This window comes from Methylophaga sp. F-2, from assembly GCF_056859315.1.
Window position 1 is genome coordinate 225,850 of sequence record NZ_JBSXOF010000016.1, and the last position, 12,285, is coordinate 238,134.

Below are 12,285 nucleotides of genomic sequence, written 5' to 3' on the forward strand. Positions count from 1 at the left end.
GCAATGACAGAGTATGACGAACTGCTATCCAAGTCGGATTTGCTTTTTGATATGGACCAAATAAGCGCCGCACTGGATAGTCTGGCAAAGCAGTTACAGCAGGATTACGCCGATAAGCTACCGGTCATGCTGTGTGTGATGAATGGTTCGGTTATCACTGCGGGTCATTTATTACCTCGCCTGAACTTTAAGCTGGAACAGGATTATATTCATGCTACGCGTTATGGTGATAAAACCGTGGGTGGTGATATTCGTTGGCAGGCGAAACCCGTCACCCAATTACAAGGACGGCATGTGGTACTGATTGAAGATATTTTTGATGAAGGTGTGACCTTGGCTGCACTGAGAGAATATTGTGTCGGTGAAGGGGCTGCTTCAGTGAAATGTGTGTGTTTATTTGATAAAGACCACAATAATAAAGTTGGCATTCGTCCTGAATATATTGGTCTAACGGTACCCAACCGCTATGTATTTGGATTTGGTATGGATATGGGTGGTTTTTGGCGTAATCTGCCCGCTGTATATGCTCTGAAGGAGTCGTAAATGCGTTTATTAGGCATCATTGGCGGAAGTGGTCTGACGCAGTACCCAGGTTTGGAAATAACGGAACAAAAACACGTCGAAACACCTTATGGTGATCCCTCAGCAGCGATAAAAATAGGCACGTTGAACGGTAAACAAGTGGCTTTTTTACCACGTCATGGCGATCGGCATAATATTCCGCCGCATCGCATTAATTACCGGGCGAACATTCATGCATTGAAAACCATCGGTGTCACCGATATTTTGGCTGTTGCCGCGGTGGGCGGTATTACAGATAAGTTTGCACCGGGTGTATTGGCTGTGCCGGATCAAATTATTGATTACACCCATGGTCGGGAACAAAGCTTTTTTAGTGAACAATTCCGCGCTGATAATCATATTGATTTTACCTGGCCTTATGATCGAGAACTGCGTGAAATATTATTAAAAGCTGCGGCTGATGCGGGCCTGACAGCTTTAGATGGTGCAACATATGCCGCGGTTCAGGGCCCGAGACTGGAAACTGCTGCGGAAATTCGTCGTTTAGCAAGAGATGGTTGTGATTTGGTCGGGATGACAGGAATGCCGGAAGCCTGCCTGGCCAGAGAAGCTGAGCTTTCTTATGCGACATTGGCTGTCGTGGCTAATTGGGCAGCGGGCATTACAAATAATGTGCTGACAATGGATGAAATTCAACAAACCCTTGCCGGTGGCATTGATGATGTGAAAACCATCATCGCCAATGTGATGAAACAGCTATCAGGCTAGTTTTCAGGTAAAGAATAAGTTTCCGGTGTTTTTGATACCGCTGAAGCCGGTGTCGCTACCGGAACAATCTCCAGAATGGCTGCCACACGTGGGTGATCAAAGTAAATTAAGTTTTTACTACGGATACGACGAATTTGGCTCAGATGTGGGTTATTGGGGTAGGTTTGTGATTCAGTCGCTGTGCCAGTACTGCTGACAGGCAGATTACCGTTTTCTTTAAACCAGACATCAATATCAGCATGCAGATAATTAACCCGATACAGTTTGATTTGGCCTTCGACCAGACCATTACTTGAATTGATTTGAATACTTCTTGCACTGCCTTTACTCATAATCGGTTGTTGCCAGGCTTGGTGGTAGAGCACGCGATAATTGGACGCATTATTGAGTCGTGATACAACGCCATATAATAAACCGGTACCAGCCGGTTTGATGAGATTGTTGTTAGCACTCGGACTTAAGCTGCCATTGTTAATGGCGCGCATTTCAGGCCAGTGTTCAGCATTTGCACCACTATATCTTTCGAAAACCACTAATTCTGCTTTATACCACTGTTGAGCTGCTGCAGAGGTGCTTACCATTGAAAGCAGGAATAAGATAAACAGTGAAAAAAACTGTGCTTGTGTTTTCATAATGACTCTATTCGGGAAGTATTTCTATGTATTGTCCACTGAATAAAACCTATTATTCAAGTGATAAACAATCTGAAGTAGCAATGCTGCTATTATTTGAACAATATGTTTGATCAATGTCGATGAACGAGAGGGTGTAATAATGGATGGATTTTCTAGTTTTGTGTTAATTATTGTTGTGTTGATGGTGGTCGTCATCATGATGGGCGTCAAGGCAGTTCAACAGGGACGCGAATATACCGTTGAACGTTTTGGCCGTTACACTAGAACATTATCGCCTGGCTTGCATTTGATTGTACCTGTCATTGATCGAATCGGTGCCAAGATAAATATGATGGAGCAGGTGCTGGATGTGCCTTCTCAGGAAATTATCACTAAAGATAATGCCACCGTGCGCGTAGATGGTGTGGTCTTCTTTCAGGTGATTGAAGCGGCTAAGGCAGCATACGAAGTCAGCGGACTGGATAACGCTATCTTAAATCTCACCATGACCAATATTCGTACCGTGATGGGCTCTATGGATCTGGATGAATTGTTATCAAAACGTGATGATATCAATGCGCGGTTACTCAACGTTGTGGATGACGCCACCACACCTTGGGGGGTCAAAGTCACGCGGATTGAAATTAAAGATCTGGAACCGGATCAGGGACTGGTTGAGGCGATGAGCCGTCAGTTAAAAGCAGATAGAACAAAACGTGCATCTATTCTGGAAGCAGAAGGGCATCGTCAATCTGAAATTTTACGTGCAGAAGGTGAAAAACAGGCCGCAGTATTAGAAGCGGAAGGTCGTCTTGAAGCCGCTATGCGTGACGCTGAAGCGCGTGAACGTCTTGCCGAAGCGGAAGCAAAAGCCACCATGATGGTGTCAGAAGCCATTGCGAAAGGTGATGTTCAAGCCATCAACTACTTCGTCGCACAAAAATACGTGGAAGCCTTAAAAGATATGGCTTCAGCCGATAATCATAAAATCATTATGATGCCACTTGAAGCCAGCAATGTGATTGGATCCGTTGCCGGTATCGCGGAACTGGCAAAAGAAGCGTTCAATAAAAAAGGAGCGTAATCATGCCCTTTATTGTTGATTTCTGGCATTGGTGGATATTAGGTGTTGGCCTGATTATTATCGAAATACTATTGCCAACATTTTTTGCTTTATGGATGGGAATTGCTGCGTTTATAACGGGGCTATTCCTCTTACTTTTTCCAGACTTATCGTGGCAATATCAGTTATTAATATTTGCACTCTTATCGATAGTGAGCACTCTTGTCTGGCGACAGTATTATCGCGATCATCCTCTGTTAAGTGATCAACCTAATTTAAACAAGCGTGGCGAGCAATATATTGGTCGTATCATTACTTTACAAACCCCTATTGTTGATGGCGTCGGTAAAATAAAATTGGATGATTCCACATGGAAGATACAAGGCGTTGATAGTCCCGTAGGTAAAAAAGTCAGGATTGTGGCTTTAAACAATGTGGTATTTACCGTGGAGTCTATCGACTGAAATGTCTGTGACCACGATTGATTTATTACGACATGGTCAGACGGAAGGTGAGGGTGTTTATCGTGGTCAGCTGGATTATTCGCTGACTCGCATGGGGCTTGAACAGATGCGAGCGCATCTGAAAAATGACTTGCCCTGGCAGCAGATTATTACTTCACCTTTAAATCGTTGTGCCAGCTTTGCTGAAGAGCTGAGTCGTGATACCGGACTTTCTCTGACGTATGTTCCCGGGTTTATCGAAATGGGGTTTGGTGAATGGGAAGGTAAAACTGCTGAGGAAATACAGAAAACAGATCAGCAACGGTTCTTTGCTTTCTATGAGGATCCTATACGTAATACACCACCACAAGCCGAGTCGTTAATGGTGTTTCAACAGCGGTGTATAACTGCCTGGCAGGACATGCTGCAACAATATCAGCAACGTCATATCTTGCTTGTGACACATGCAGGGGTTATTCGTTTATTGCTGGCACATATTTTATCAATGCCGCTTGAAGCCGTATTTCACCTTGATGTGCCCTATGCCTGTCTAAGTCGAATCGAAGTCTATCTTGATGGCAAAAATGAATTTGCAAGATTATTATTTCATGCAGGACAGCTATGAGTGAGTTTTTTAATACCGGATTGTCTCAACAGGCTTTTTTAGATCAATACTGGCAAAAAAAGCCATTACTGATCAGACAAGCTTTCCCTGACTTTGAATCTCCGATTACACCTGAGGAACTGGCTGGTTTTGCCTGTCAGGATGATATCGAGTCCCGGCTTATTGAAGAACATACCAACTCTGGTCCCTGGAAGTGTCGACATGGCCCTTTTAGCGAAGATGATTTCTCCGAATTACCGGAGTCACATTGGACACTTCTGGTTCAGGATATGGATAAACATGAACCTGTTTTGGCTGATATAACACGTCAGTTCAGCTTTATTCCCGAATGGAGGCGTGATGACTTGATGATCAGTTATGCGCCTGTAGGCGGAAGCGTAGGGCCGCATACAGATGGTTATGATGTATTTTTATTGCAAGCCAAAGGTACAAGGCGCTGGCAAATAGGTGCTGAGCCCATATTAGATACTGATTTAATCGATGGTTTAGATCTGAAAATTTTGGCTGAGTTCAATGCAGATGAAAGTTGGGATCTCGAACCCGGCGATATGCTTTATTTACCACCACACTTTGCACATCATGGTGTCGCCATGAATGACTGTATGACGTTTTCTATTGGTTTCAGGGCGCCAACACAAACAGAAGTGTTAGATGCCTATCTACAGGAACTAGCAGAGTCAGTTTTTGGGGAAAGGCATTACAGTGATCCTGATTTGCGTCTTAATGTCAGTGAGACGCAAATTGATGGGGCGGCGATCGCACGTTTTAAACAAAGTCTGATTGATACTATTAATCATTCTGACGCGCTTTTACAGTCTGCATTAGGCCGTTTGGTCACCCAGACTAAACCCTCGCTGGAATGGTTGGCTGATGAATATCATACTGATGATAATACCCTGTCAATATCTGCCCAGTTTGAAGCGGGAGTAGAGTTACAGCGTAACCCATATATTCGATTAGCCTGGACAGCTGCTGAGCAAAATATTTTCCTGTTTGTTGCAGGAGAAAAGTTAGTTGTTGATCCATCGTATAAGGCGGTTGTCGATATACTCACCGGCAGCTCTGCAATTAAAGGTGAACAATGGCGATTACTTCAGCAGCATGAAGGAGCCGAGCGGGTACTGAGTTCTCTTGTTGAACACGGTGCATGGTACTGGCTAAGCCGTTAGACCAGTTTTTTCCTGTTAAAGGTAGTTTTATGACATTTCGGACAGGGTGGGATACGGCTTGTTTTCTTAAAGTGCATTTCACAACCACACGATTCACAATAGAGCGTGCCGATGCCGGTAATTTCCCCCGTGTGATATTGCTGTGATTTTTCGGCTTGTTGGGCGAGCTGTTCTAATTCCAAGCGAGTTTTATCAGCCACGCTAGCAAATAATTCGAGCATACGTTCTTCGACAAGCTGTAAGTCAAAGGTCAGCCAGTTTGAAAATGTTTTGCCTGATGATTCAAGATACTCAGCCGCATCATGTAAGTCACGGCGCAGATAAGCCGCTACTTTTTCTGCTTCATCATGTGTTAACTCTTTTAATTCGATGGCTTGTTGTTTGGCTTTATCAAGATTACGTTGAAGCGTCGGTAGCGCCTGTTGTTCCGCATCATCCAGCAAGTCGTCCAGACGTTCCATCATTTTGTCGTAGGCAGCGGTCAGTTTTTTTTCGAAATTTTCGTCATTCATCTCCGTAATCCTTTTATCCTTGCGTTTTTTAGGTTAACTTAACACAGATTAATTGACTTAAGGAGTCTGTTTTGAATTCATTTCGTGGCGTCTTTCTCGTTGGGTTTCTGGCCTGTTTGAGTATGTTGCTTATTGCTGGTTATTTTCAGTTTATCGAGCATTTAGAACCCTGCCCTTTATGTATATTGCAACGAGTCATGGTTTTTGTCGCTGGTGTGTTCTTTTTAATTGGCGCCATTCATAATCCAGTTACGACGGGACGACGGGTATACGGCTTTTTAGTCTTATTAGCTGCTGGAATCGGTGCGGCAATATCTGCACGTCATGTATGGATACAGAATCTCCCAGAAGATCAGGTGCCTAGTTGTGGTCCTGGATTGAATTTTATCTTGGAAAATTTTCCATTGAGCCAAGCTGTTGATATGGTGCTGAAAGGGTCTGGAGAGTGTGCTGACGTATTGTGGACATTCCTCAATCTAAGCATTCCAGCCTGGACCTTCATTGCTTTTATTGTGATGTGTCTGGTGGGCTTAAAACAGCTGTTTGGACATCATAAACATCCTGACTTCATCTGAACTAATTTTAATTCAGATGAAAATCATGGAGGGTTCAGAGTTTATTGTTTTTTCGCTGTGCCACATGAGGTGGCATAAGGAAGAAGTTTTAGCGAGCGCGGTAGACGATGCGACCTTTGGTTAAGTCGTAAGGTGTTAGCTGGACAGTGACTTTGTCACCAGTGAGAATACGAATATAGTTTTTACGCATTTTTCCTGAAATATGCGCTGTTACCACATGACCGTTTTCCAGTTCGACACGGAAAGTGGTGTTAGGCATGGTATCAATTACTGTGCCTTCAAACTCAATATGTTCTTCTTTTGCCATAAACTCTAATGTTCTTAAATTAAAAAGACCATTTTGCCGTAAAATCACTGATTATTCAAAGTTTTTTATCTAACTTCTTCCAATCTGTGTAATAACCTTCCAATCCTGAAAAGTTTGTTTTATATGACATTTTAGGACTTTCAGCTATCCAGTAACCAAGATAAAGCCATGAAAGATCATAGTTTTTTGCTAATTCAATTTGTTTAAGAATGGCAAATGTACCTAGACTTCGTTTGGCAAGTTCAGGATCAAAAAAAGTATAAAAAGCAGAAGCTCCATCAGCAACGAAATCAGTTACGGCAACGCCGATCAGTTTATTTTCCAGCCAAAATTCAAGAAAAGCCGTGTCACACCAGCTACTGGTAAGAAAGTTCGTATAGCTAGATGGGGTGGGGTTATCCATGCCACCGCCAAGATGACGACCTGCGATATAACGCTCATATAATTCAAAATGCACCGAGCTATATTCAGCGGGATGAATTCTAGTCTGTACGTCTTGATTTCGCTTCAAACAGCGTTTTTGGCTTCTGTTAGGTTTAAATTCTTTTATATTGATGCGCACAGGGACACAGGAATCACATTCCGCGCAGAAAGGACGATAGATGTGATCGCCACTTCTTCTGAATCCATGTTGAATAAGGTGACTGTATAGATGTTTGCTAGCCGGTTTATTGGGATCCGGATACAGGTTTCTTGCTTGTCTGCCGCTTAAATATGAACAGGCATGTGGTTGATCTTGATAAAAATTCAGGCTCATAGTGAGTAAGGTAAATCAGTGTCTAACTGCCATTGTTTAGGTGGTGTTTCATTAGCGCATAGGGGGCTAAGTTTTTTTATAAACTGAGTTCGGGAAATTTCTTCTGCCCCCATACGGGATAGATGATCGGAATAAATCTGGCAATCAATCATCGGCATATCCCAACGTTGTAATTGTTGACATAATGCGATGAGCGCTACTTTTGAGCTGTCAGGCACAAAACTAAACATAGATTCACCAAAAAACGCTTTGCCTATGGATACACCATACAACCCACCCACTAGCCTATCATCTTGCCAACACTCAATACTATGGGCATAACCCTGGTGATGTAAATCTGTATAAGCGTCGATCATATTGCTGTGTATCCAGGTTCGATTATCTGGATCGGTTGGCTGATTCTGGCGAGGCGCTGAACAGGCTTTCATGACTTGCTCAAAAGCCTGGTCGATAGTCACCTTGAAAACACCTTTGCGTATGACTTTATTCAAGCTCTTGCTGATATGTACTTTATCGGTAAACAGCACCATTCGAGGATCCGGACACCACCATAAAATCGGATCATTTTTATTAAACCAGGGAAAAATACCGTGTTGATAAGCCTTTAATAATCGTGTTGCTGATAGATCCCCCCCCGCAGCCAATAGGCCATGTTCTGTTGCTTTTTCTACAGGTGGGAAAATACTTTCAGGGCTGGCGGCCAACCATGTGATAGACATAACTTAATCTTGTAATTGTATGGTGAGTTGTTTTGCCCACTGAATAGATTCTAAATAGGTTCTGACTAATATTTCTTTGGGAATGGGAGATGATGATACTGTTTCCCAGTCAGCTTGTTCGTAACTAAGTGTATCAGCTAATGCTCTACCTGCAGGGCCTTGTTTATCAATCAGGGCAGTTTTGAGTTCTGCAGTCAGCGGTAAGGGTTCAATAATATCGGCAAGTGAGCTATCCAACATTGCATCAAGTACTGACAAAAGACCAACGGTGAAAAACATATCGGAATGGCCTTTATAATATTTGGCAAGCAGTTCACACATTCTGCCACGAAACATGGCTACATTACGTAGTTCATTGGGTTTATCATCCATACCTGACAGGCATAATAAGCTTGCCCAGGTTTTGATTTTATTTAAGCCCAGCATGAGAATGGCTTGCTTGGTACTTTCCACTTTTTTCGGCAAACCAAAAAAAGCTGAATTGATCAAACGCAGGAGTTTATAACTCAGACTAATATCCTGATTGATAATGTCGGTTAAATCTTCAGTTTCTACATCCTCTTCCTGCAGCCTGACTAATAAGGACATTAATGTCTGAGTAGAGGGATGCAATGGCTGTCCAGCATGTTTGTCTGGTTTGGTATAAAAAATACCTTCTAACAGATCCAGCCGGTGAGACTTGCAGTAATGATACTGTTCAATATCATTAACATTGATAGCGCAGAGAATGTCATGGTGCTGTCGCCATGCTCGAATATCACTCTCGCTGAGTTGTTGAAGATTATCTAACGCGAGATCGATCAATAAGGTCTGATGGTCATGACCATTTGCCGATGTATTTAATCGTTTAGCATATCTAATGGCACCGTTATGTTGTGAAGAGGGTAGTGAATTACTATTAATATCAAGCGTTAACGATGCGCTTATTTTAGGAAGCGCAAGCAATGCCTGCTGCCATGAGTGCGGAATGGAGAGAAGCGCGTTTGGATTGTGATTGATATCTAAAATGATTTCAGGCAGATGTTGGACAAAGTCAGGAACTGCACTATCGTCATCTAACTTTTCGCCATTTTGATCGAAAAAGCTAATGTGATAGCCGGCAACATCCAGTTCATCATTGATGAATAAGGGCTGACGATGAATTAAACCTGAGAAGGTTTTTAATTGTTCTAATGCGACTACATCCTGCGCCATAAGCAAATGCTCTCTCTAAGCTAGCCATCACCTCAAAGCGACTCCCTACCTGAGAATGCGTGAGAAAGGGTGCTGCTGTCAATAAATTCAAGCTCCCCCCCCAATGGAATTCCATGAGCGAGTCGACTGACTTTGATATTGCGGGTTCTGGCGAGTTCACCAATGAAGTGAGCTGTTGCTTCACCTTCAATAGTGGGATTGGTGGCTAAAATAACTTCTTCTATTGTATTTTTGTCCAGCCATTCAATGAGTTTTGGAATACCTAAAGCATCGGGACCGATGCCATCCAGCGGTGATAAATGTCCCGATAACACAAAGTATTGTCCCTGGTATTGAGTCGCTTGTTCAATGGCCAATACATCACTTGGCATTTCGACAATGCACAAGATATCTTGTTGTCGTCTGTCATCATCACAACGTGAGCAGAGTTCTGTTTCGGACAGAATTCTACAGCGTTGGCAATGTTTAACATTGTCTAATGCATGAGAAAGGGCTTGAACCAGACGCTGGGCACCATCGCGATTGCGTTCAAGCAGATGAAAGGTCATGCGCTGCGCTGATTTGGGACCAACACCAGGTAAACAACGTAAAGCGCTGATAAGCTCATCAATACTGGGACCAAGCTTTGCCATATTATCGCACTAAAATGGCATTTTCATGCCAGCTGGCAACATGCCTGACATACGTTCTTGTGTTGTTTGTTCTACCTGACGGTTTGCATCATTAACGGCAGCAGCAAGTAAGTCTTCCAGCATTTCTTTGTCGTCTTCAAATAACGCATCTTCAATCTGAACACGCTTGACATCATGTTTACCGGTCATGGTGATTTTAACCATGCCACCGCCAGCTTGTCCGATGACTTCAACCGATGCTAATTCTTTTTGTGCTTTTTCCATATTGGCCTGCATTTGCTGGGCCTGTTTCATCAGATTGCCTAATCCACCTTTCATGGAATGTCCTCTTTGATTAATCGATAGGTTTTATTGTGCTTTCTATTATACGAGCATTAAATGTATTTTTTATCACTTCAATAGTGGGGTCATTTTGAATCGATTCAATGGCCTGTTGCTGTTTTAAAGCTAATTGCTCGGCTCTTTCTACAGCTACGGTAGGGCCTGACTGCGCACTATCTGCATTATGATTAAATACGACACTGACATCCTGATCGAGTTTCTTTTGTAAGGCTTGTTCAAGTCGTTCTTTGGATTTGCTTGTTGCTAAGTGGGCAAGTTCCGATGATAAAGCGAGTTGTAGCGTTCTTTCTTCACAGCGAATAAAAGCACTGTTTTCAGCTAATTGTCGTGTTAATGCAGATAACTGCAATTCTGAAATAATTTGCGTCCAGTTGGCAGGTGAAAGATCAACACTGATTAACGTATCCTTATTGACCTCTGGCATGGCTTCGTTCACTTCCGTGGTCACGAATTTTTCTACGTGTGGCGTTGGTGTAGTCGTTTCCGGAGTGATGTCAGCAGCAGCTTTTTTGGCTGAGTCAGTCGACAATGCAGCTGAGGCTGTCTGAATTTCAGCCAGCGTATCATGTGTGTTAAATGATGTTTGTTCTGAAGTAGCGGCAGGAGTGATTGTTGGTGTTTCAACATCTTTGTGGGCGCTGGTGCTAGCATTGCCTGCAGTCACCGGCGGTACATTGACGGCCGGTTTATGGAGTGTGTCAGACTTTTTTCTTGGAAGACTCTCCGTAGTATGCGCGTCACTACGCGGCTGAAAACTTAGCATTCGCAGTAATGTCATTTCAAAGCCACTTTTCGGATCAGCTGCCCAGGGCAGGTCACGCTTACCATGCAGCGCAATTTGATAGAGCAGTTGTACCGTTTCAGCATCAAATGCGTTAGCTAACTCTTTCAGCCTGGGTGACTCATGTTCTTCCGAAGCTAAATCTGGGATTAATTGATGCGTAGCAATTTTTTGTAAACCATCCAGAATGGCATTCAAAATCACTTCAAAGTCACGACCAAGTGCGGCTAGCTCTGCGGATTGTTGCAGCAGCCCCTTTGCATCTTGTTGGTACAAGGCGCTGAGCAGTTGATCGATTTGATCCTGATCGATACTTCCCAGCATTTGAAAAACAACATCGCCAGTCACATTGCCGGCACCAAAGGCAATAGCCTGATCTAACAGGCTAAGTGCATCACGCATGCTTCCATCAGCAGCGCGAGCAAGCTGCATCAGGGCGGCATGTTCAAAAGAAAGTTGTTCTTCACCCAAAATAAACGACAGGTGTTCACTGATCTGAGTGACATCTAAACGTCGGAGATTAAATTGCAGGCAACGCGATAATATCGTTACCGGTAACTTTTGCGGATCAGTTGTAGCAAATAAAAATTTAACGTGAGGAGGTGGCTCTTCCAGCGTTTTTAATAAAGCATTAAAACTGCTAGTGGAAAGCATGTGCACTTCGTCGATAAGGTAAACCTTATAACGACCACGGCTGGGTGCATATTGCACATTATCCAGGAGTTCCCGGGTATCATCGACTTTGGTTCTGGAAGCAGCGTCGACTTCGATTAAATCGACGAAGCGGCCACTGTCGACTTCTACACAACTTTGGCATTCACCACAGGGCTGTGAGCTGACACCTTGTTCACAATTGAGAGATTTGGCAAAGATTCTTGCCAGAGTGGTTTTACCTACGCCGCGTGTGCCTGAGAAAAGAAAGGCATGATGCAGTCGGTTTTGATCAAGACCGTTGATTAACGCACGTAATACATGCTGTTGCCCAACCACTTGTTCAAATGTTTTAGGTCGCCACTTACGGGCTAAAACCAGATAACTCATCGGTTATTAGACACCCGGTTAACTTAATATGTTTAGGGTGGCGACCCACACCAGCCGAATCTCGGCGCCCGAGTCCGAAGGCTCCGCTGCTCCCTTCCGGGCCTGACGGGGTGACCAACATATCGTCGCGAGGAGACCAATGCAGGCCACCATAGAACGACACATTCTATGTGTTTGTTACCGTTTTTTCCATCCCCTTTTAGTTTTACAACCGCATCATC

16 protein-coding genes and 1 other RNA gene are annotated in these 12,285 nt (G+C 43.5%); 7 read left to right on the plus strand and 10 right to left on the minus strand.

Annotated elements, in window-relative coordinates; translation table 11 throughout:
- Positions 1 to 3: 3 nt before the first annotated feature.
- Both AC13DA_RS05380 and AC13DA_RS05385 read left to right on the plus strand, forming a co-directional pair.
- The gene (locus AC13DA_RS05380; protein ID WP_273182372.1) at positions 4 to 543 is read left to right on the plus strand and encodes a hypoxanthine-guanine phosphoribosyltransferase; all 540 of its coding nucleotides are present in this window, start codon (positions 4 to 6) and stop codon (positions 541 to 543) included.
- Positions 544 to 1,290: an S-methyl-5'-thioinosine phosphorylase gene (locus tag AC13DA_RS05385; RefSeq protein ID WP_273182369.1), complete on the plus strand. Its 747-nt coding sequence runs from the start codon at positions 544 to 546 to the stop codon at positions 1,288 to 1,290.
- Here AC13DA_RS05385 and AC13DA_RS05390 read toward each other — a convergent pair.
- Entirely contained in the window at positions 1,287 to 1,922 is a 636-nt protein-coding gene (locus AC13DA_RS05390) for a CsiV family protein (RefSeq protein ID WP_284451788.1), read from the minus strand. The genes AC13DA_RS05385 and AC13DA_RS05390 overlap by 4 nt on opposite strands.
- Positions 1,923 to 2,064: 142 nt before the next feature.
- Between AC13DA_RS05390 and AC13DA_RS05395 the strand changes: the two genes are divergently transcribed.
- From AC13DA_RS05395 to AC13DA_RS05410, 4 genes are read left to right on the plus strand one after another with little or no spacing between them, the layout of a single operon-like run.
- Positions 2,065 to 2,988, plus strand: coding sequence for an SPFH domain-containing protein (locus tag AC13DA_RS05395; protein ID WP_007145822.1), 924 nt, complete (start codon positions 2,065 to 2,067; stop codon positions 2,986 to 2,988).
- A 2-nt stretch (positions 2,989 to 2,990) separates the two neighbouring features.
- Complete coding sequence (locus tag AC13DA_RS05400) at positions 2,991 to 3,431, plus strand: NfeD family protein (protein ID WP_284451787.1); 441 nt, start codon at positions 2,991 to 2,993, stop codon at positions 3,429 to 3,431.
- Position 3,432: 1 nt separating this feature from the next.
- Positions 3,433 to 4,035, plus strand: coding sequence for a histidine phosphatase family protein (locus tag AC13DA_RS05405; protein ID WP_284451786.1), 603 nt, complete (start codon positions 3,433 to 3,435; stop codon positions 4,033 to 4,035).
- Entirely contained in the window at positions 4,032 to 5,204 is a 1,173-nt protein-coding gene (locus AC13DA_RS05410) for a cupin domain-containing protein (RefSeq protein ID WP_284451785.1), read from the plus strand. The genes AC13DA_RS05405 and AC13DA_RS05410 overlap by 4 nt, the downstream gene beginning before the upstream one ends.
- On the opposite strand, the gene AC13DA_RS05415 is transcribed toward AC13DA_RS05410, so the two are convergent.
- Positions 5,201 to 5,716 carry a zinc ribbon-containing protein gene (locus tag AC13DA_RS05415; RefSeq protein WP_273182358.1) on the minus strand — a complete coding sequence of 172 codons (516 nt, stop codon included), beginning with the start codon at positions 5,714 to 5,716 and terminating at the stop codon, positions 5,201 to 5,203. The genes AC13DA_RS05410 and AC13DA_RS05415 overlap by 4 nt on opposite strands.
- A gap of 71 nt (positions 5,717 to 5,787) precedes the next feature.
- Here AC13DA_RS05415 and AC13DA_RS05420 point away from each other — a divergent pair, with 71 nt between their 5' ends.
- On the plus strand, positions 5,788 to 6,291 hold the full coding sequence (locus tag AC13DA_RS05420; RefSeq protein ID WP_007145817.1) for a disulfide bond formation protein B: 504 nt from the start codon (positions 5,788 to 5,790) through the stop codon (positions 6,289 to 6,291).
- 88 nt (positions 6,292 to 6,379) lie between these two features.
- Here the strand turns inward: AC13DA_RS05420 and infA are convergent, their stop codons facing one another.
- From infA to ffs, 8 genes are all read right to left on the minus strand, one after another.
- Positions 6,380 to 6,598 (minus strand): translation initiation factor IF-1, encoded by a 219-nt coding sequence (gene infA / locus AC13DA_RS05425; protein WP_007145816.1) that lies wholly within the window; start codon positions 6,596 to 6,598, stop codon positions 6,380 to 6,382.
- 55 nt (positions 6,599 to 6,653) lie between these two features.
- Complete coding sequence (locus AC13DA_RS05430; RefSeq protein WP_007145815.1) at positions 6,654 to 7,355, minus strand: arginyltransferase; 702 nt, start codon at positions 7,353 to 7,355, stop codon at positions 6,654 to 6,656.
- Complete coding sequence (aat, locus tag AC13DA_RS05435) at positions 7,352 to 8,074, minus strand: leucyl/phenylalanyl-tRNA--protein transferase (RefSeq protein WP_284451784.1); 723 nt, start codon at positions 8,072 to 8,074, stop codon at positions 7,352 to 7,354. The genes AC13DA_RS05430 and aat overlap by 4 nt, the downstream gene beginning before the upstream one ends.
- A gap of 3 nt (positions 8,075 to 8,077) precedes the next feature.
- Complete coding sequence (locus tag AC13DA_RS05440) at positions 8,078 to 9,268, minus strand: EAL and HDOD domain-containing protein (protein ID WP_273182348.1); 1,191 nt, start codon at positions 9,266 to 9,268, stop codon at positions 8,078 to 8,080.
- A gap of 32 nt (positions 9,269 to 9,300) precedes the next feature.
- Complete coding sequence (gene recR, locus AC13DA_RS05445) at positions 9,301 to 9,900, minus strand: recombination mediator RecR (RefSeq protein WP_284451783.1); 600 nt, start codon at positions 9,898 to 9,900, stop codon at positions 9,301 to 9,303.
- Between the two features lie 9 nt (positions 9,901 to 9,909).
- Complete coding sequence (locus tag AC13DA_RS05450; RefSeq protein WP_007145811.1) at positions 9,910 to 10,218, minus strand: YbaB/EbfC family nucleoid-associated protein; 309 nt, start codon at positions 10,216 to 10,218, stop codon at positions 9,910 to 9,912.
- Positions 10,219 to 10,234: 16 nt separating this feature from the next.
- Positions 10,235 to 12,064, minus strand: coding sequence for a DNA polymerase III subunit gamma/tau (gene dnaX / locus AC13DA_RS05455; RefSeq protein ID WP_284451782.1), 1,830 nt, complete (start codon positions 12,062 to 12,064; stop codon positions 10,235 to 10,237).
- 45 nt (positions 12,065 to 12,109) lie between these two features.
- An RNA gene (gene ffs / locus AC13DA_RS05460) (signal recognition particle sRNA small type) lies at positions 12,110 to 12,206 on the minus strand.
- Positions 12,207 to 12,285: the final 79 nt, after the last annotated feature.

What these genes read in the sequence shown, in the direction of transcription:
- AC13DA_RS05400 (WP_284451787.1), top strand. Translation starts at nt 2,991, where the DNA reads ATGCCCTTTATTGTTGATTTCTGGCATTGGTGGATATTAGGTGTTGGC.
- AC13DA_RS05390 (WP_284451788.1), bottom strand. Translation starts at nt 1,922, where the DNA reads ATGAAAACACAAGCACAGTTTTTTTCACTGTTTATCTTATTCCTGCTT.
- infA (WP_007145816.1), bottom strand. Translation starts at nt 6,598, where the DNA reads ATGGCAAAAGAAGAACATATTGAGTTTGAAGGCACAGTAATTGATACC.
- AC13DA_RS05440 (WP_273182348.1), bottom strand. Translation starts at nt 9,268, where the DNA reads ATGGCGCAGGATGTAGTCGCATTAGAACAATTAAAAACCTTCTCAGGT.
- AC13DA_RS05430 (WP_007145815.1), bottom strand. Translation starts at nt 7,355, where the DNA reads ATGAGCCTGAATTTTTATCAAGATCAACCACATGCCTGTTCATATTTA.
- recR (WP_284451783.1), bottom strand. Translation starts at nt 9,900, where the DNA reads ATGGCAAAGCTTGGTCCCAGTATTGATGAGCTTATCAGCGCTTTACGT.
- dnaX (WP_284451782.1), bottom strand. Translation starts at nt 12,064, where the DNA reads ATGAGTTATCTGGTTTTAGCCCGTAAGTGGCGACCTAAAACATTTGAA.
- AC13DA_RS05450 (WP_007145811.1), bottom strand. Translation starts at nt 10,218, where the DNA reads ATGAAAGGTGGATTAGGCAATCTGATGAAACAGGCCCAGCAAATGCAG.
- AC13DA_RS05380 (WP_273182372.1), top strand. Translation starts at nt 4, where the DNA reads ATGACAGAGTATGACGAACTGCTATCCAAGTCGGATTTGCTTTTTGAT.
- aat (WP_284451784.1), bottom strand. Translation starts at nt 8,074, where the DNA reads ATGTCTATCACATGGTTGGCCGCCAGCCCTGAAAGTATTTTCCCACCT.
- AC13DA_RS05385 (WP_273182369.1), top strand. Translation starts at nt 544, where the DNA reads ATGCGTTTATTAGGCATCATTGGCGGAAGTGGTCTGACGCAGTACCCA.
- AC13DA_RS05415 (WP_273182358.1), bottom strand. Translation starts at nt 5,716, where the DNA reads ATGAATGACGAAAATTTCGAAAAAAAACTGACCGCTGCCTACGACAAA.
- AC13DA_RS05395 (WP_007145822.1), top strand. Translation starts at nt 2,065, where the DNA reads ATGGATGGATTTTCTAGTTTTGTGTTAATTATTGTTGTGTTGATGGTG.
- AC13DA_RS05410 (WP_284451785.1), top strand. Translation starts at nt 4,032, where the DNA reads ATGAGTGAGTTTTTTAATACCGGATTGTCTCAACAGGCTTTTTTAGAT.
- AC13DA_RS05405 (WP_284451786.1), top strand. Translation starts at nt 3,433, where the DNA reads ATGTCTGTGACCACGATTGATTTATTACGACATGGTCAGACGGAAGGT.